This window comes from Type-F symbiont of Plautia stali, assembly GCF_059731105.1.
This window is the reverse complement of the sequence record NZ_AP035909.1, coordinates 3,250,616-3,269,753: the sequence shown is the minus strand read 5'-3', so window position 1 is coordinate 3,269,753 and position 19,138 is coordinate 3,250,616. Positions and strand designations below refer to the sequence as shown.

Annotated in this window: 15 protein-coding genes; 12 read left to right on the top strand and 3 right to left on the bottom strand. The window is 59.9% G+C overall.

The annotated features are described in order from the left end of the window. Positions 1-8: 8 nt before the first annotated feature. Positions 9-854 (bottom strand): NADPH-dependent 7-cyano-7-deazaguanine reductase QueF, encoded by an 846-nt coding sequence (gene queF / locus AC6I7A_RS15520; RefSeq protein ID WP_009086996.1) that lies wholly within the window; start codon positions 852-854, stop codon positions 9-11. Positions 855-916: 62 nt separating this feature from the next. On the opposite strand from queF, the gene syd reads away from it, so the two are divergent. The 4 genes from syd to AC6I7A_RS15500 all read left to right on the top strand — a co-directional run bounded on the left by syd (position 917) and on the right by AC6I7A_RS15500 (position 3,621). Further along, on the top strand, positions 917-1,465 hold the full coding sequence (gene syd, locus AC6I7A_RS15515; RefSeq protein ID WP_009086995.1) for a SecY-interacting protein: 549 nt from the start codon (positions 917-919) through the stop codon (positions 1,463-1,465). 588 nt (positions 1,466-2,053) lie between these two features. After that, positions 2,054-2,383, top strand: coding sequence for a YqcC family protein (locus tag AC6I7A_RS15510; RefSeq protein WP_046102467.1), 330 nt, complete (start codon positions 2,054-2,056; stop codon positions 2,381-2,383). Continuing rightward, a complete protein-coding gene (gene truC, locus AC6I7A_RS15505) occupies positions 2,383-3,162 on the top strand; it encodes a tRNA pseudouridine(65) synthase TruC (RefSeq protein ID WP_058958274.1) in 780 nt (259 codons plus the stop codon). Before AC6I7A_RS15510 ends, truC begins: the two co-directional genes overlap by 1 nt. Positions 3,163-3,174: 12 nt before the next feature. Next, positions 3,175-3,621 (top strand): flavodoxin, encoded by a 447-nt coding sequence (locus tag AC6I7A_RS15500; protein ID WP_058958275.1) that lies wholly within the window; start codon positions 3,175-3,177, stop codon positions 3,619-3,621. A gap of 55 nt (positions 3,622-3,676) precedes the next feature. On the opposite strand, the gene garD is transcribed toward AC6I7A_RS15500, so the two are convergent. Further along, complete coding sequence (gene garD, locus AC6I7A_RS15495; RefSeq protein ID WP_046102464.1) at positions 3,677-5,236, bottom strand: galactarate dehydratase; 1,560 nt, start codon at positions 5,234-5,236, stop codon at positions 3,677-3,679. Between the two features lie 505 nt (positions 5,237-5,741). On the opposite strand from garD, the gene AC6I7A_RS15490 reads away from it, so the two are divergent. From AC6I7A_RS15490 to AC6I7A_RS15465, 6 genes are all read left to right on the top strand, one after another. Continuing rightward, the gene (locus AC6I7A_RS15490; RefSeq protein ID WP_009086984.1) at positions 5,742-7,103 is read left to right on the top strand and encodes an MFS transporter; all 1,362 of its coding nucleotides are present in this window, start codon (positions 5,742-5,744) and stop codon (positions 7,101-7,103) included. Beyond that, positions 7,100-8,446 (top strand): enolase C-terminal domain-like protein, encoded by a 1,347-nt coding sequence (locus AC6I7A_RS15485; RefSeq protein ID WP_058958276.1) that lies wholly within the window; start codon positions 7,100-7,102, stop codon positions 8,444-8,446. The genes AC6I7A_RS15490 and AC6I7A_RS15485 overlap by 4 nt, the downstream gene beginning before the upstream one ends. A gap of 10 nt (positions 8,447-8,456) precedes the next feature. Beyond that, positions 8,457-9,788 (top strand): glucarate dehydratase, encoded by a 1,332-nt coding sequence (gene gudD, locus AC6I7A_RS15480; protein WP_058958277.1) that lies wholly within the window; start codon positions 8,457-8,459, stop codon positions 9,786-9,788. 42 nt (positions 9,789-9,830) lie between these two features. Continuing rightward, a complete protein-coding gene (gene garL, locus AC6I7A_RS15475; protein WP_058958278.1) occupies positions 9,831-10,601 on the top strand; it encodes a 2-dehydro-3-deoxyglucarate aldolase in 771 nt (256 codons plus the stop codon). 18 nt (positions 10,602-10,619) lie between these two features. After that, positions 10,620-11,504: a 2-hydroxy-3-oxopropionate reductase gene (gene garR / locus AC6I7A_RS15470; protein WP_058958279.1), complete on the top strand. Its 885-nt coding sequence runs from the start codon at positions 10,620-10,622 to the stop codon at positions 11,502-11,504. 75 nt (positions 11,505-11,579) lie between these two features. Then, positions 11,580-12,719: a glycerate kinase gene (locus tag AC6I7A_RS15465; RefSeq protein ID WP_058958282.1), complete on the top strand. Its 1,140-nt coding sequence runs from the start codon at positions 11,580-11,582 to the stop codon at positions 12,717-12,719. A gap of 19 nt (positions 12,720-12,738) precedes the next feature. On the opposite strand, the gene barA is transcribed toward AC6I7A_RS15465, so the two are convergent. Continuing rightward, positions 12,739-15,468, bottom strand: a complete 2,730-nt coding sequence (gene barA, locus AC6I7A_RS15460; protein WP_009086972.1) for a two-component sensor histidine kinase BarA — start codon at positions 15,466-15,468, stop codon at positions 12,739-12,741. Positions 15,469-15,560: 92 nt separating this feature from the next. On the opposite strand from barA, the gene rlmD reads away from it, so the two are divergent. Beyond that, the gene (gene rlmD / locus AC6I7A_RS15455; protein WP_058958280.1) at positions 15,561-16,877 is read left to right on the top strand and encodes a 23S rRNA (uracil(1939)-C(5))-methyltransferase RlmD; all 1,317 of its coding nucleotides are present in this window, start codon (positions 15,561-15,563) and stop codon (positions 16,875-16,877) included. Positions 16,878-16,906: 29 nt separating this feature from the next. Next, the gene (gene relA / locus AC6I7A_RS15450) at positions 16,907-19,138 is read left to right on the top strand and encodes a GTP diphosphokinase (RefSeq protein WP_009086968.1); all 2,232 of its coding nucleotides are present in this window, start codon (positions 16,907-16,909) and stop codon (positions 19,136-19,138) included.

The window sequence follows — 19,138 nt, the reverse complement described above, 5'->3', positions numbered from 1 at the left end:
CTCGCAAACTACTGACGCACCAGACGCGAAAAACCGGGCGAGAAAGGCACATTCGTGCGCCATGGGTTGATGTCCAGCCCGCCGCGCCGCGTGTAGCGCGCATAGACCGTCAGCGCTTCCGGGTGGCAGAACCGCATCACATCGTTAAAGATGCGTTCGACACACTGTTCATGAAATTCGTTGTGCTGGCGGAAGGAGACCAGATAACGCAGCAGCGCTTCGCGGTGAATGCGCGGACCTTTGTAGCGGATCATCACCGAGCCCCAGTCGGGCTGATGGGTAATCAGGCAGTTTGATTTGAGCAGATGGCTGACCAGCGTCTCTTCCACGATTTCGCTGCCTGCGGCATCGGCCAGATAGTCAGCGTTAAAGCGATAATCCTCGATGGCGATATCCTGCTCATCAATGCAGGTCCCCTCAAAATGGCCGATCGGCTGTCCTTCGATTTCATTCAGACGGAACAGCGCCACCCGCACGTCACCTTCAGCACAGGCGCGGAGATCGCGCTCCAGCGTCTGACGCACCTCACCCCAGTCGGCAAAGCGGGTCTGGTTGAAACTGTTGAGATAGAGCTTGAAGCTTTTCGACTCGATGAGGTTGCGGCTATGCGCATCCAGCACCACTTCACCCACGGCAACCTGCGGCAGCCCCTTGCTGTTCAGCCAGGAGAGCTCATACAGCGTCCAGATATCGCCGCCGGTAAACGGCAGACTTTCAGGAAACAGGCCAAGAGGTTCGCGGTTCAGGCTGCGCGGCACCGCCTGCAATAAGCCATTGTCATAGCGATCGTGATAGGCTGTGGGCTTGCCCAGCGTCAGGTTGCTGAGTGCCTGATCCTGTTCGTGTGTAGTCATTGCGGTTACCACCAGAATTCATCAAAGTGGCTAAGTGTAACCCATCAGAAGTGAGAATATGAATGATGCAGCAAACTGCCGCCGCGTTGCGCGACTTTACCACCCGTTACTGCCAGCACTGGCTGGCGCAGAGGGGTCATGCTCCGGCCAGCCGCGATCTCGCCGGCGTCGCGTCGCCCTGCGCGCTGGAGGAGCGCGAGGAGCAGGTCATCTGGCAGCCGCAGCCTTTTAGTCTGCCGCCGACACTGGATGGAGTAGAGCGGGCCGTGGATCTGCAGCTGCAGCCATCAGTTACCGCCTTCTATACCACCCAGTTTGCCGGCGACATGCTGGCGCGTCATGGTGAGAATCAGCTGACGCTGTTGCAGGTGTGGAGTGAAGAGGATTTCCTGCGGCTTCAGGAGAACCTGATTGGGCATCTGGTTATGCAGCGCCGCCTCCGACAGTCACCGACGCTGTTTATCGCCACGACGGCGTCAGACGAGGAGATCGTCTCCCTCTCTAACCTGACTGGCGAGGTGATTCTGGAACAGCCTGGCCGTAAACAGCGCCAGATTATTGCGGAAAATCTTGAGATGTTTCTTAAGTCATTACAACCGGTTATCATCTGAATTGCAGTGATTTGCCGCCTCGCTTGTGAGATATCTCTTACATGTGGTGTGAGAGATCGCTATATAAAATCTGAGCCATCCGGAAGGCTGCAATGTAAAAATATTGTGAATCATCAACTTAATGGCGATTATCTGAATTTGTGCCGCACATTTTGTAAAGTTCAGCTGTAAGTCACTTGTGTGCGTAACGAGTTCTGTCAAAATATTTTCCACTGCAGGATGCTCAGGAAAAAGATATCGTCAGGATGATGATAAGCCATGAGGCAGGAACGTAACGGAGCTTACGGCACACGGAAGGTTTCAGGATGAAACAGGATCGCTCAGGATTGAGTCAGGGACACCTCCAGGATGGAGAACGGGAGCCCCTCGGACGAGGTGGCGGGCCAGGATGCTTAGGAATCATCAGGACGATGCGCGACAGGAGTTCGCACTGGACAAGTTGTCACGGAAGAGCAGGGAGCATTAACGTAGCAGGATGGCTGCAAACGAACCGGGAGCACTGTTTATACAGTGCTCCCTTTTTTTGTGCCTGTGCCAACAAGTGATATGCTTGCCGCCCATTTTTTAACGGCTAGCCGGAGGTGGCGTATGACGCCTGAACAATTGATTACGCAGCGGCTGGAGCAGCTGGAAGCGGTGATGCGTGAATACCAGCTCTGGCAGAGCACGCCGCCTGCCGTGGAGGCGCTGGAGAGTCGTGAACCCTTCTGCCTCGATACGCTTGAGCCGCTGCAATGGCTCCAGTGGGTGCTGATTCCGCGGATGCACGCCCTGATGGCGGCCGGTCATCCGCTGCCGCAAAACTTTGCCGTCGCGCCCTATTATGAGGTTGCGCTGGTGCCTGACCAGCCCGGCATTGCGCCGCTGCTGCTCACGCTGCGTCAGCTGGATGCGTTGCTCAGGGATGCGGCCCACTGATGCTGGAGATACTCTATCAGGATGCGTGGCTGGTTGCGGTCAACAAGCCCAGCGGCTGGCTGGTGCATCGCAGCTGGCTGGATCGGCATGAAACCGTGTTTGTGATGCAGACCGTGCGGGATCAGATCGGCCAGCATGTTTTTACCGCTCATCGTCTGGACAAGCCGACCTCCGGGGTGCTGCTGATGGGGCTATCGAGTGAGGTTGGCCGCCAGCTTTCTCAGCAGTTTGAACAGCATCAGATGCAGAAAACCTATCACGCCGTGGTGCGTGGCTGGCTGGAGAGCAGCGGGACGCTGGACTATCCGCTGGTTGAAGAGCGGGACAAAATCGCGGACAGGCACGCCACTGAAGCACGCGCCGCACAGCCCGCGGTCACCGACTATCAGTCGCTGGCCACGGTCGAGATGCCGGTCGCCATCAGCCGTTACCCCACCTCGCGCTACAGTCTGGTTGAGCTCTCACCTAAAACCGGTCGCAAACATCAGCTGCGCCGTCATATGTCTCACCTGCGTCATCCGATTATTGGCGATTCGGCGCATGGCGACCTGCGTCAGAACCGGGGCGCCGCGCAACATTTTGGCGCGGACCGGCTGATGCTGCACGCCAGCAGTCTGGCCCTGACCCACCCGGTGACCGGCGAGCCACTGGTGCTGCGCGCCGGGCTGGATAGCGTCTGGCAGAAGCTGATGACGCAGTTTGGCTGGCAGGATTGCATTCCTGAGGTGCCGCGGGTTGAGTTTGACGCCGCGCCAGGACAGGATAACGTTTCAGAATAAGGGAGAGATCAGATGGCAAAGATTGGCATTTTTGTGGGGACGGTTTACGGCAATGCGCTGCTGGTGGCGGAAGAGGCCGAGCCGGTTCTGCAGCAGCAGGGGCACAGCGTGACCCTGTTTGATGACCCGACGCTGGCGGACTGGCAGGCCTTTGCAGGCGATGTGGCGTTAATCATCACCTCAACCACCGGGCAGGGCGATTTTCCTGACACCATTTCCGGTCTGTTCCATGCCATAAAGGATCAGCTGGGGCACCAGCCCGCGCTGCGCTATGGCGTCATTGCGCTGGGCGACAGCAGTTACGACCACTTCTGTGGCGCGGGCAAAGCCTTTGATGCGCTGCTGCAGGAGCAGGGCGCACAGCGGGTCGGTGAGGTGCTGCTGGTGGATGCCACCGAAAATCCAGAACCGGAAGCGGTGACCTCGCCCTGGGTCGATGCCTGGGGTGCGCTGCTCTGATCGCCTCGCCCGGGCTCTCTCTGCCAGCCGACGGCAGGGAGACGCCGGGCACGGCTCACGTCACCGGTGCCGGATTAAAGACCGCCAGCTGATTACGGATGCCCCAGCGATCGGACCAGGTCTGCTTCCTGCCACTGGCGATATCGAGAATCAACGCAAACAGCCGCCAGCCGACCTGCTCAATACTCTCTTCTCCGGTGGCAATCGTGCCGGCATTGATATCCATCAGATCGTGCCAGCGCTCGGCCAGCGCGTTACGGGTTGCCATCTTGATGACCGGAATGGCCGCCAGCCCGTACGGGGTGCCGCGACCGGTGGTGAAGACCTGCAGCGTAATGCCGGAGGCGAGCTGCTGGGTGCCGCAGACAAAATCGCTGGCGGGCGTTGCCGCATAGATCAGTCCGCGGCGGGTGGGGCGCTGACCGGGGGACAGCACTTCCACAATGGCGCTGCGTCCCGATTTGGCGATGGAGCCGAGCGCTTTCTCCACCACGTTCGCCAGTCCCCCTTTTTTATTGCCCGGTGACGGATTGGCGCTGCGGTCGGTGTTGCCCTGGTCGAGGTAATTGTCATACCAGGCCATCTCTTCAAGTAAACGTCTTCCGACCTCCTCATTAATGACCCGCGGCGTCAGCAGGTGAATGGCATCCCGCACCTCCGTGACCTCAGAAAACATCACGGTAGCCCCGCAGCGCACCAGCAGATCCGAGGCGAACCCCACCGCCGGATTCGCAGTCACGCCGGAAAACGCATCGCTGCCGCCGCACTGCATGCCGACAATCAGTTCCGAGGCGGGACAGGTTTCGCGCTGACGCTGATTCAGCCGCTGAAGATGACGCTCTGCCACCTGCAGAATCGCCTTTACCATCGCACCAAACCCCACCAGCTTTTCATCCTGCAAACGCACGATGTCATCATCATCCAGCGAAATCGCCTGCACGTCGGGGGTGCCGGTCAGCAGACGCTCCGGCTGTAACTTTTCGCAGCCGAGGCTGATGACCATCACTTCACCGCCGAAATTCGCATTCAGCGCCAGGTTGTGAATCGTGCGAATCGGCACCACCGCTGCGGGGGCGTTGATTGCCACGCCGCAGCCGTAGAGGTGATTCAGCGCGACCACGCCATCCACATTCGGATAGCGCGGCAGTAACTCCCGTTCGATGATCTGCACCACATGATCCACCACACCCGCCACACAGTGGACGCTGGTGGTGATGCCGAGCAGGTTACGGGTGCCCACGCTGCCATCCGCATTGCGGTAGCCCTCAAAGGTGTAGCCCTCCAGCGGCGGCAGATCGGGCGGGACCTGGGTGGCTAACGGCAGGCTCGCCAGCGGCGGCGCCTCCGGCAGCGCCACCAGTGACTCATCGATCCAGCTGCCGCAGGCAATATCCCGCACGGCATAACCGATCACTTCGCCATAACGCACGATCGCCCCTCCCTGGTGAATCGCCTGCAGCGCGACTTTATGCCCCTGCGGCACATGTTCCGTCAGCGTCAGGCCATCCGCAAACTGCGTGCCAGCGGGCAGACCCAGCGTGTTGACCACAATCGCCACGTTGTCATGCTCATGGACTCTGATGCAGAGCGGCTGTTCATCTGTTGTGGGGTTCATCGCTCATCTCCTGTCGGGCGCACCGGCTTGTCCGGCTCGCATAATCTGACCTGTTACCTGCGGTGTATTAGCCAGCTTCAGTATAAAGAGGGGAAGCAGGCCACACATTGTGCAACTGACCACTATTACGCCGATCTGCCGCGCTGTTTTGGGTCGATTCTCCAGAAGCAAGTGAAACGCCTCACAAAGCGGAGGGGAAAGGGCGACCCGGCACGGTTTCGGCCGCGCTATTTGCCGCTTTCGTGAGCCATGCCGCAGGGTTTCGTGCATCCGCCAGACAATCACTTCATAACGGCCGTTATTCCAGGGCGATACGCCAATGTGCTCGCCACAGGCTGTTTTTATACTGAGCGCCGTTAGCCAAAGTCAGGTTATCTGTCACGACGTATTAGCCCGTCCTGAACCAAAGAGATCGCCGTGTTTAACCCAACTTCTCTCTGATACCCAACGCGATGTGTATGCAGTCAGAGCGAATGTAGCTCACGCTATATTTCAGGAGTGCATCATGAATAGTTTCAGCCAGACTGCGGAAGCGGTGCAGAAGCGCACCAACGCCCGTTACTGGATTGTGGTGATGTTATTCATCGTCACCTCATTCAACTACGGCGACCGCGCCACCATTTCGATAGCCGGTTCGGCGATGTCCAAAGATATCGGCCTCGATTCGGTCGGACTGGGCTACATCTTCTCTGCTTTCTCATGGGCGTACGTGATTGGTCAGATCCCAGGCGGCTGGCTGCTCGATCGTTTTGGCTCAAAGCGCGTCTACTTCTGGAGTATTTTTACCTGGTCGCTGTTTACCCTGCTGCAGGGCTTTGTCGATATCTTCAGCGGCTTCGGCATCATCGTGTCACTCTTTCTGCTGCGCTTCCTGGTGGGGCTGGCTGAAGCCCCCTCTTTCCCTGGCAACAGCCGCATCGTGGCCGCCTGGTTTCCGGCGCAGGAGCGTGGCACCGCGGTGGCGATCTTCAATTCAGCGCAATATTTCGCCACGGTGATCTTTGCGCCCATCATGGGCTGGCTGGTGTCAGAAGTGGGCTGGGCACACGTCTTCTGGTTCATGGGCGGGCTGGGGATCATCCTGAGCTTCATCTGGCTGAAAGTGATCCACGATCCCACCGATCACCCCGGCGTAAACAAAGCCGAACTGGCCTACATGGAGCAGGGCGGGGCGCTGATCAATATGGATGTCAAAAAGGAGAGCCGCAGGGTGAGCTGGAGCGAAAAGTGGTTCCAGATCAAACAGCTGCTCACCTCCCGCATGATGCTCGGCATCTACCTCGGCCAGTATTGTGTTAACGCCTTAACCTACTTTTTTATCACCTGGTTTCCGGTCTATCTGGTGCAGGCGCGCGGCATGTCGATTCTCAAAGCGGGCTTTATCGCTTCGGTGCCGGCGGTGTGTGGCTTCCTCGGCGGGGTGCTGGGTGGGGTGATCTCCGACTGGCTGATGCGCAAAACCGGCTCGCTGAATATTGCGCGTAAAACGCCGATTGTGCTCGGCATGCTGCTCTCTATCTCAATGGTGATGTGTAACTACACCGAAACCGAGTGGCTGGTGGTCTTCTTCATGGCGCTGGCGTTCTTCGGTAAAGGGATCGGCGCGCTGGGATGGGCGGTGATGGCGGATACCGCCCCCAAAGAGATCAGTGGCCTGAGCGGCGGCCTGTTCAACATGTTCGGCAACTTCTCTGGCATCGTGACGCCCATCGCCATCGGCTACATCATCGCCACCAGCGGCTCCTTTGAGGGTGCGCTGATCTATGTCGGTATCCATGCCTTCGTCGCCGCCTTCAGCTTCCTGGTGATCGCCGGTGATATCAAACGTGTTGAACTGAAAACCCGGCCGGTTAAGGACGCCTCATGACGACGCAAAGTTCACCCGTGATTACGGCGATGCAGGTTATCCCGGTCGCCGGTTACGACAGTATGCTGCTCAACATTGGCGGCGCGCACAACGCCTGCTTTACCCGCAATATCGTGGTGCTCACCGACAGCGCCGGACACACCGGCGTGGGTGAAGCGCCCGGCGGCGACACCATCTATCAGACCCTGCTGGCCGCCATTCCGCAGGTCGAAGGCCAGCAGATTGCCCGCATGAATCGTCTGGTGCAGCAGGTGCACAAAGGGAATGCGTCGGCTGACTTCACCACCTTTGGCAACGGTGCCTGGACCTTTGAGCTGCGGGTCAACGCCGTGGCCGCGCTGGAAGCGGCGCTGCTCGACCTGCTGGGACAGTGTCTGGGCGTGCCGGTGGCGGAACTGCTGGGGCCGGGCAAACAGCGGGATGAAGTCACGGTGCTGGGCTATCTCTTCTATCTCGGTGACCGCCGCAAAACCGATCTGCCCTATCAGAGTGGCGAGCAGGCCAGCCACGACTGGTATCACCTGCGTCATCAGGAGGCGCTCACCAGCGAAGCGGTCGTGCGGCTGGCGGAGGCGGCGGCAGATCGCTATGGCTTTAAAGATTTCAAACTTAAAGGGGGCGTGCTGCCGGGCGAGCAGGAGATCGCCACGGCGGTGGCGCTGAAGCAGCGTTTTCCCGGCGCGCGCATCACGGTAGATCCCAACGGGGCATGGCGACTGGATGAGGCCATTACCCTCTGCAAGGGGATGCAGGATGTGCTGAGCTACGCCGAAGACCCCTGCGGGGCAGAGCAGGGCTATTCGGGACGTGAAGTGATGGCCGAGTTCCGGCGCGCGACCGGCCTGCCGGTCGCCACCAATATGATCGCGACCAACTGGCGGGAGATGAACCACGCGGTGATGGTTAACGCGGTCGACATCCCGCTGGCGGACCCGCACTTCTGGACGCTGAGCGGGGCCGTGCGGGTCGCCCAGCTGTGCGATGAGTGGGGCCTGACGTGGGGCTGCCATTCCAATAATCACTTCGATATTTCGCTGGCGATGTTCACCCATGTCGGTGCGGCCGCGCCAGGCAACCCGACCGCGATTGACACCCACTGGATCTGGCAGGAGGGCGATCAGCGCCTGACGAAAAACCCGCTGCAAATCCGCAACGGAAAGATTGCCGTGCCGGATGCGCCGGGCCTGGGGATCGAGCTCGACTGGGACCAGGTGCACAAAGCCAGTGAGCTCTATCAGTCACTGCCCGCCGGTGCGCGCAACGACGCCACGGCGATGCAGTATCTGATCCCCGGCTGGACATTTGATCGCAAGCGCCCGGCATTTGGCCGTGCAACAGCATAAGGAGCAGGAGATGAGTTCAACACCCAAAGTGACCGCCATGCAGGTGATCCCGGTTGCCGGCTACGACAGCATGCTGCTGAATCTCAGCGGCGCGCACTCGCCATTCTTCACCCGCAACATTGTCATTATCAAAGATAACGCCGGACATACCGGTGTCGGTGAAATCCCCGGCGGGGAGAAAATTCGTCAGACGCTGGAAGATGCCGCCTCGCTGGTGGTCGGCAAAACGCTGGGCGAATATAAAAATACCCTCAGCCTGGTGCGCACGACCTTTGCCGATCGGGATGCGGCCGGTCGCGGCAACCAGACCTTTGATCTGCGCACCACAATCCATGTGGTCACCGGCATTGAGGCAGCACTGCTGGATCTGCTGGGTCAGCACCTGGGGGTTAACGTCGCCTCGCTGCTGGGTGACGGGCAACAGCGCGACCGCGTGGAGATGCTCGGCTACCTCTTCTATATCGGCGACCGCAGAAAAACCGCCCTGCCATATCAGAGCCAGCCGGACGATCCGTGCGACTGGTATCGCCTGCGTCATGAAGAGGCGCTGACCCCCGAGGCCGTGGTGCGCCTGGCGGAGGCCGCCTATGAAAAATATGGCTTCAACGACTTCAAACTCAAAGGCGGCGTGCTGCGCGGCGGCGAAGAGGCCGAAGCGGTGACGGCGCTGGCAAAACGCTATCCCACGGCGCGTATTACCCTCGATCCCAATGGTGCCTGGTCGCTCAATGAGGCGATCCTGCTCGGCAAACAGCTCAAGGGCGTGCTCGCCTACGCAGAAGATCCCTGTGGCGCCGAGCAGGGCTACTCCGGGCGGGAAGTGATGGCGGAGTTCCGCCGCGCGACCGGCATGCCTACCGCTACCAATATGATCGCCACCGACTGGCGACAGATGGGACACACCCTGTCGCTGCAGTCGGTCGACATTCCGCTGGCCGACCCCCATTTCTGGACGATGCAGGGTTCGGTGCGGGTCGCACAGATGTGCCACGACTTCGGCCTGACCTGGGGCTCCCACTCTAATAATCACTTTGACATTTCGCTGGCGATGTTTACCCACGTTGCCGCGGCCGCACCGGGCGCGATCACCGCCATCGATACCCACTGGATCTGGCAGGAGGGGAATCAGCGTCTCACCAGAGAGCCGTTCCTGATCAAAGGCGGCATGGTGCAGGTGCCGCAGAAGCCCGGTCTCGGTATCGAGCTGGATATGGATCAGGTGATGCAGGCCCACGCGCTCTATCAGAAGCAGGGGCTGGGCGCGCGTGACGATGCCGAAGCGATGCAGTTTCTGGTGCCAGGCTGGACTTTCGATAACAAACGTCCGTGCCTGGTTCGTTAATCTTTCTGGCTCACGCGGAGCCGTCGTCACAGGAGTTCAACCATGAGTAATGCAGCCTGGCCCAACGGATTTCGTCGTCGCCTGTTAGCGGGTGAAACCCTGATTGGCAGCTGGTGCGCGCTGGCCAGTCCGATCTCTACCGAAATCCTGGGGCTGGCCGGTTTTGACTGGCTGGTGCTGGATGGGGAGCATGCGCCCAACGATATCACCACGTTTGTGCCACAGCTGATGGCGCTGAAAGGGAGCCACAGTGCGCCGGTCGTACGGCCGCCCTGCAACGAGCCGGTGATCATCAAGCGCCTGCTGGATATCGGGTTTAACAACTTCCTCGTGCCCTTTGTTGAGACAGAAGAGGAGGCGCGGCGCGCGGTCGCCTCAACCCGCTATCCGCCCGCCGGTATTCGCGGCGTGTCGGTCTCCCATCGCAGCAACATGTACGGCACCCTGCCGGATTACAACCAGAGCATCAATGACAACATCACCGTGCTGGTGCAGATCGAAACCCGGCAGGCGGTTGACCACATCGACGCCATAGCCGCAGTCGACGGCGTGGACGGCATCTTCGTCGGGCCGGGCGATCTCTCTGCGGCGCTGGGCTACCTCGGCCAGCCCGCCCACCCGGAGGTGCTGGACGTGATTAAACACATTTTTGACCGTGCCAGAGCGGCCGGGAAGCCGGCGGGCATACTGGCCCCGGTGGAGGCGGACGCCCGTCGTTATCTGGAGTGGGGAGCCACCTTTGTGGCGGTCGGCAGCGATCTCGGGGTATTCCGCAGCGCCACCCAGGCGTTGTGCGACAAATTTAAGCGCTAAGCAGCAAGGAGACACGCAATGAAGATTGGATTTATTGGCCTGGGCATCATGGGTAAACCCATGAGCAAAAATCTGCTGAAAGCGGGCTATTCACTGGTGGTGCGCGATCACCACGCCAGCAATGAAGCTGAACTGACTGAACTGGGCGCGACCGTGGCAACCTCGCCGAAAGAGGTGGCTGAGCAGTGCGAGGTGGTCATTACCATGGTGCCCAACTCGCCGCAGGTGAAAGCGGTCTGTCTGGGAGAGGGCGGCATTATCGAAGGCGCGAAGCCGGGCCTGGTGGTGATCGACATGAGCTCGATTGCGCCGCTGGCGAGCCGGGAAGTGCACGATGCGCTGGCAGAGAAAGGGATCAGCATGCTGGACGCCCCGGTCAGCGGCGGGGAGCCGAAAGCGATTGAAGGCACGCTTTCCGTCATGGCCGGCGGAGAGAAAGCGGTGTTTGATCGCTGTTACGACATCATGAAGGCGATGGCGGGATCGGTAGTGCACACCGGTGACATCGGCGCGGGCAACGTCACCAAGCTGGCCAATCAGGTGATTGTGGCGCTGAACATCGCGGCGATGTCCGAAGCCCTGTCGCTGGCGACCAAAGCGGGGGTCAGTCCGGAGCTGGTGTTCCAGGCGATTCGTGGCGGCCTGGCGGGCAGCACGGTGCTGGAGGCGAAAGCGCCGATGGTGATGGATCGCAACTTCAGACCGGGCTTCCGCATCGACCTGCATATCAAGGATCTGGCGAACGCTCTGGATACCTCGCACACGCTGGGCGCGCATCTGCCGCTGACGGCGGCGGTGATGGAGATGATGCAGGCGCTGCGTAATGATGGCCAGGGAACGTCCGACCACAGTGCGCTGGCCTGCTATTATGAGAAGTTAGCGAAGGTTGAAATCGCCCGCTAAATCCCGGTGCCGGTCTCCGCGGAAACCGGCCGGGTTCAGCGCCGTTTCAATGACTCAACTGTGCTCGGATTGCCTATGAAAATCGTAATCGCACCGGATTCATATAAAGAGAGTTTATCCGCCCTGGAGGTGGCATCGGCGATTGAAGCGGGATTCCGTGACATCTTTCCCGATGCCCACTACGTGAAAATACCGGTCGCCGACGGCGGCGAAGGAACGGTAGAAGCGATGGTCGCGGCGACGAAAGGAAACATCGTCAGGCTGAAGGTGACCGGGCCACTGGGCACACAGGTCGAGGCTTTCTATGGCCTCTCCGGCGATGCGTCCACCGCCTATATCGAAATGGCGGCGGCCAGCGGACTGGAGCGGGTGCCCGCCGCCCAGCGCGATCCGCTGATCACTACCTCGTTCGGCACCGGCGAGCTGATCCGGCATGCGCTGGATAAAGGCGTCGGCCACATCATTATTGGCATTGGCGGTAGTGCGACCAACGATGGCGGCGCCGGGATGATGCAGGCGCTGGGCGCCCGGCTACTGGACGATCGCGGCCAGCAGATTGGTTACGGCGGCGGGGCGCTGCCTGACCTCGCTTCTATTGAGATTGATGCACTGGATGCCCGTCTTCGGCAGTGCCGCATTGAGGTGGCGTGTGACGTCACCAATCCGCTGACCGGAAAGGAGGGCGCTTCGGCTGTTTTCGGTCCGCAGAAAGGGGCGACACCGGCACTGGTGCAGCAGCTCGATCAGGCGCTGACCCACTACGCCTCGATTATTCAGCGCGACCTCGATATCGACGTGCTGCATATCCCCGGCGGCGGTGCGGCGGGCGGTATGGGGGCGGCGCTGCACGCCTTTTGCCAGGCAGAACTGCGGCGCGGCATCGAAATTGTCACGGAGGCGCTGGGGCTGGCGGAGCAGGTAAAAGATGCCGACCTCGTGATCACCGGGGAAGGCCGCATCGACAGCCAGAGTATCAATGGCAAGGTGCCGGTGGGGGTCGCCAGCGTGGCAAAGCGCTTCAACAAGCCGGTGATAGGCATCGCCGGCAGCCTGACGGCGGATGTGGGGGTGGTGCATCAGCATGGTATTGATGCGGTGTTCAGCGTGCTCTACAGTATCTGCACGCTGGATGAGGCGCTCGCCACGGCCGGCAAAAATGTAACGATGACGGCGCGTAACGTCGCCGCCACGCTAAAGCTGGCCGGCTTTCACTGATCCTGCGGCCAGCCCCGGATTACCCGATGCCCAGCAGCTGCCGGGCTTCACGCGCCACGTTCTCCATCTCATCCTGTAGCTCCAGCAGTTCCGGCTCCAGGGCGGCGATATCGCTGGCCTGCAGCAGCTCTCTCTCCAGCTGGTGGCAGAGCTGCTTCATGCGCGGCACGCCGCTGTAGCTGGCACTGCCGTGCAGCTTGTGAATGATCTCCCGCAGGGCCGTGACCTCATTGGCGGCCATAAACTGTGCCATCTTCGCGTGAACTTCCGGTAAAAACTCCAGCAGCATCCGCAGCAGATCCCGTGCCAGGTCGGGTTTATTCGCCGCCTGCCGCAGTGCCAGCTGCCAGTCGAGCGTCGGCAGTATCGGCGGCAGTTCCGGCACGGCGACCACCGGTGCGGGTGTATAGCGCGCCAGCAGCTGCCTTAACTTGCTCTCATCAATCGGTTTGGCAAGATAGTCATTCATGCCCGCTTTGATGAGCTGCTCGCGTTCGCCATCAATGGCGTGAGCGGTCACCGCCACGATGGGGGTCGTGGCGTGCAGCGGCAGACCACGGATGATTTCGCTGGCGCGAATGCCATCGATGTCAGGCATCTGAATATCCATCAGAATCACATCCAGCGACTGCTGGCGCGCCTCGCGGATAGCGTGTTCGGCGCTGCTGCACAGCAGGATATTCTGCACCTGCTCCTCCAGCAGCGCACCGATCAGCTTGAGGTTGGCGGGGTTATCATCCACTGCCATCACCGTCAGCGGCAGGCGCGGGGAGAAGGGCAGCTCGCTGATCTGGCGGGTGTGCAGATCCAGCAGCATCGGCAGGAGTCGCGTCAGGGAGATTGGCTTGGCAATGCAGCCGTCAATGCCGCGCACCTTCAGTTCATCAGCCAGCAGCATCATCGGGCTGGGCAGGGCCATCAGCACATTATCTGCCCGATCCAGCAGCGCATTGATCCTCCCCTCGTTCAGCAGTTCGGGCTGGCTGATGCTGACCGGCATCGCCATCAGCAGCAGCGGATAGTGGGACGCCGGCAGGCCCTCCAGCGTTTCGCTGTAGTCGATCTGCAACGGCGTGGCGCTCAGCATCTCCAGCGCCGCGCGGGCGACGGTGGCATCCGCCTCGACATAGGCGATGCGGGACTGTGACAGCGCTTCCAGCACGCGCGGCATACCGGGCGCGTTGGGGTTGAGATCCAGCTGCACGCGAATCACAAAGGTGGAGCCCTGATCCGGCTGGCTGCTGAATGTGATATCCCCGCCCATCTCCCGCACCAGTTTCTGGGTGATGACCAGACCCAGCCCGGTGCCGCCATGACGGCGCGAAATACTGGCGTCAGCCTGGCGGAACGCCTGAAACAGCTGCGTCTGCTGCTGCTCAGAGATACCGATGCCGCTATCCTCTACCTGAATCTCCAGCTCGACGCGCGTCTGGGTCATAACGCGCTGCGTGACGCGCAGGCCGATATGGCCCTGTTCAGTAAACTTGATGGCGTTGCCAATCAGGTTGATCAGAATCTGCTGCAGGCGCAGCGCGTCGCCGATGACGTTGTCCGGCACGCTGCTGTCGCACACCACCGTCAGCTCCAGCCCCTTGTCATGCGCCGACGGGGCCAGCAGCACCAGGGTCTCATCCAGGGTGGCACGCAGGGGGAAGGGGATCGCCTCCAGCATCAATTTGCCCGCTTCCAGCTTCGAAAAGTCGAGCACGTCGTTAATGATGCTGAGCAGGTTGTTGGCCGAGCGCTCGATGGTCTGCATGTAGTCGCGCTGGGTTGTGCGCAGCTGAGTTTTCAGCATCTGGCGGGTAAAGCCCAGCACGCCATTAAGCGGCGTTCGCAGCTCGTGCGACATGTTTGCCAGGAACTCCGATTTGATGCGCGCCGCTTCCTGAGCGCGCTTCTTCGCCAGATCCAGTTCGACGTTCTGTATCTCCAGCTGTTCCAGCGTTTCCCGCAGATCGTACGTCGCCTGGTCGATGTTGTGCTGCATCTCTTCGTGATAGGCGGTCAGCGACATCGCCATGGCGTTGATGCCGTTTTTCAGCGTGCTGAGTTCGCCCAGCATGTACCCCTCAACGCGGCTGTCGAGCTGACCGCGACGGATGCGGTCAACGGTGGTCACCATGTTGCGGATCGGGCCGGTGACATCACGCATCAGACGATAGGCAAACAGCATCGCGAGGCAGAGGCAGAAGAGCAGCATCAGGGTGGCGACAAACACCTCTTTATACTGCTGCAGGCGCACCGACTGCAGATCGAGTTCAATCGCCACATAGCCCAGGGGGTTGCCCGAGGGTTTGACCTTTTCATCGGGCAATTCATCCAGATCGTAGCGCTCGGCCGTGATCGGCGTGCGCAGAATCAACAGATTACCGTGACGCTCCATGGAGACATCATCGGGCAGGGCGTGGATATCTTCCTGCTGCAGCAGGCTGAGATTCTGCCGGTTATTGGAGGTCACGTAGAGCTGGTTATGATTATCAAACACGGAGATCGCCCGGACGATGCCGGAGTGGCGGCGGTGCAGTAAACTCACCAGCTCCCGCATCGCATCGCGATCGTCCCAGGTCATGCTGTATTCGCTGGAGATCGCCAGCGGTTCGATGATATTCGCCCCGGCATCGATTACCTGGCGCTGCAGTTCATTGTAGCGATGGACTACAAAAAATGAGCTGAGCAGCAGGCCAACCATCAGCGTGGGTGCCAGAATTAAAATCATCATTCGCGCCCGCAGGCTGTATTTGGTCATAATAGTCGCCTGGCTACTCCGGCATTAACCTCCCTGCACATCCTGTCGACAGCACCGTGCAGGTCGTTTCGATAAAGAGAACTGATAACACTATGGCGCAATTTTACGTTGCAAAACAGCGCGTGGCGACACAACAGCGGATCACCGTCACCATCGATGAGCTCGATCCGTTCGGGCAGGGCGTGGCGCGTCACAAAGGCAAAACGATTTTTGTCGCCGGTGCCTTGCCGGGTGAGCAGGCGGAGATCACGCTGACAGAGGATAAACGCCAGTTTGCCCGGGGGAAAGTGAAACGGCTGCTCAGCCGTAGTCCGGCACGTGTCGCACCGCGCTGTCCCCACTTTGAGCGCTGCGGTGGCTGCCAGCAGCAGCATGCAGAGGTGGAGCTGCAGCAGCAGAGCAAAGCTCAGGCGCTGAGCCGGATGCTGAGCCAGGCCGCCGCGCAGACGATCGCGGTGGAGGAGGTGATCGCCGGTGAACCCTGGGGCTACCGGCGTCGCGCCCGTCTGGGTCTGCAGTGGCAGAATAAAGCGCAGCGGCTGCAGATGGGGTTCCGCCAGGAGGCGAGCAACGATCTGGTCGATATTCAGCACTGCCCCGTTTTAGTGCCCGAACTTGAGGCATTGCTGGTGCCGCTGCACCACTGCCTGAGTGCACTGCGCGCCGTCAGGCGTCTCGGTCATGTGGAACTGGTGCTGGCGGATAACGGCCCGCTGATGATCCTGCGCCATCTTGATGCGCTGCACCCGGACGACCGTGAAAAACTGGAACAGTTTTCGCATAAGCATCAGCTGATGCTCTTCCTGGATGCGGGTGATGAAGGGTTAACGTCGTTAACCACCCGGACACCTTTTTATCACTCTCACCAGCTTAAGCTAACCTTCAGTCCACAGGACTTTATTCAGGTTAACGATGCGGTGAATCAGCAGATGGTGGCAAAGGCGATAGCCTGGCTCGATCTGCAACCGGAAGACCGGGTTCTGGATCTCTTTTGCGGCATGGGAAACTTCACACTTCCTATAGGAATCTTCGTACAAAATGTGGTTGGTGTGGAGGGGGTTGCAGCATTAGTGCGGCAGGCAGCGTATAATGCTGATTCGAATAATCTTAAAAACGTCAGTTTTTTTCAGCATAATCTGGAAGAGACGGTGTCGCGCCAGCCGTGGGCGGCACAGGGATTTAACAAGGTATTACTCGATCCGGCACGCGCCGGGGCTGCGGGCGTAATGGCACATGTGGTTAAACTTGCGCCAGAACGCGTGGTCTATGTGTCGTGTAATCCAACAACACTCGCCCGCGACAGTCAGGTCTTGCTGTCGGCAGGCTACCAATTGGAAAGGGTCGCGATGCTGGATATGTTCCCTCATACCCGTCATCTCGAATCCATGGTGCTGTTCAGAAAAACATAAGCGATGTATGTCGTTGTGCAGGAGAGGTTATGGTTGCGGTCAGAAGTGCGCATTTAAATACTGAGGGGGAATTTGCCCTCGACCAGTGGATCGCCAGTCTCGGTATCGCCAACCCGCAATCATGTCAACGCGTTGCCGATACCTGGCGCTACTGTGAAGCGCAGACGCAGGACCATCCCGATCAGTCGCTGCTGCTGTGGCGCGGGATCGAGATGGTGGAAATCCTCTCCATGCTCAGCATGGATATCGAAAGCCTCTGTGCGGCGCTGATCTTCCCGCTGGCTAACGATGAAGTGGTGAGTGAGGAGGAGCTGGAAACCGCCGTCGGCAAAGGCATCGTCTCGCTGGTGCACGGCGTGCGCGACATGGACGCCATCCGCCAGCTGAAAGCGATTCACAACGACTCCATGGCCTCTGAACAGGTCGATAACGTCCGCCGTATGCTGCTGGCGATGGTCGAAGATTTCCGCTGCGTGGTGCTGAAGCTGGCCGAACGCATCATGAACCTGCGCGAAATGAAAGATGCGCCGGAAGATGAGCGGGTGCTGGCGGCCAAAGAGAGCACCAACATCTATGCCCCGCTGGCCAACCGTCTCGGCATCGGTCAGCTCAAATGGGAGCTGGAAGATTACTGCTTCCGCTATCTGCATCCCGACGAATACAAGCATATCGCCCGGTTACTGCATGAGCGGCGTATCGACCGCGAGCAGTATATCGACAACTTCGTCAGCAACCTGCGCAAAGAGATGGCCAAAGAGGGCGTGCGCGCCGAGGTCTACGGTCGTCCGAAACATATCTACAGCATCTGGCGTAAGATGCAGAAAAAGTCGCTGGCCTTTGATGAGCTGTTTGATGTGCGGGCGGTGCGCATCGTGGCCGATCGCCTGCAGGATTGCTACGGCGCGCTGGGCACGGTGCATACGCTCTATCGCCATCTGCCCAGCGAGTTTGATGACTACGTCGCCAACCCGAAACCCAACGGCTATCAGTCGATTCATACCGTGGTGTTAGGCCCGCAGGGCAAAACGGTGGAGATTCAGATCCGTACCCGCCAGATGCATGAAGATGCGGAGCTGGGGGTGGCGGCGCACTGGAAATACAAAGAGGGGCCAACCTCAAGCAGCGCGCGTGGCGCTGCCGGCCACGAAGAGCGCATCGCCTGGCTGCGTAAGCTGATCAGCTGGCAGGAGGAGATGGCGGACTCGGGCGAGCTGCTTGAAGAGGTGCGCAGCCAGGTGTTTGATGACCGGGTCTACGTCTTTACCCCGAAAGGGGACGTGGTGGATCTGCCTGCCGGATCGACACCGCTCGACTTTGCCTACCATATTCACAGCGACATCGGTCACCGCTGCATCGGCGCAAAAATCGGCGGCCGCATTGTGCCGTTTACCTATCAGTTGCAGATGGGCGATCAGGTTGAGGTGATTACCCAGAAGCAGCCGAACCCGAGTCGCGACTGGCTCAACCCGAACCTGGGCTACATCACCACCAGCCGCGGACGCTCGAAGATCCACAACTGGTTCCGCAAGCAGGATCGCGACAAGAACATTGCCGCCGGACGGCAGATTCTGGATAACGAGCTGAACCAGTTCGATATCAGCCTGCGCGAGGCGGAAAAACTGCTGCTGCCGCGCTATAACGTGACCTCGCTTGAAGAGCTGCTGGCGGCGATTGGCGGCGGCGATATTCGTCTCAACCAGATGGTGAACTTCCTGCAGGCGAAGCTGAACAAGCCGAGCGCCGAAGAGGAAGATCGCGAGGCGCTGCGCCAGCTGACGCAGAAAGCCTACACTCCGCCAGCGCGCAAAGAGAGCGGGCGTGTGGTCGTGGAAGGGGTGGGCAATCTGATGCACCATATCGCCCGCTGCTGCCAGCCGATCCCGGGCGACGATATTGTCGGTTTCATCACCCAGGGGCGCGGCATCTCTATCCACCGCGCCGACTGCGACCAGCTGGCCGAACTGATTTCCCATGCCCCGGAACGCATCGTCGATGCGGTGTGGGGCGAAAGTTACTCCAGCGGCTATTCGCTGGTGGTGCGGGTGACGGCCAACGATCGCAGCGGGCTGCTGCGCGACATCACCACCATTCTTGCCAATGAGAAAGTGAATGTGCTGGGCGTGTCGAGCCGCAGCGACACCAAAAAACAGCTCGCCACCATCGACATGGACATCGAGATCTACAACCATCAGGTACTGGGACGTGTCCTGGCGCGTCTGAACCAGGTCTCTGATATCATTGACGCCCGTCGCCTGCACTGA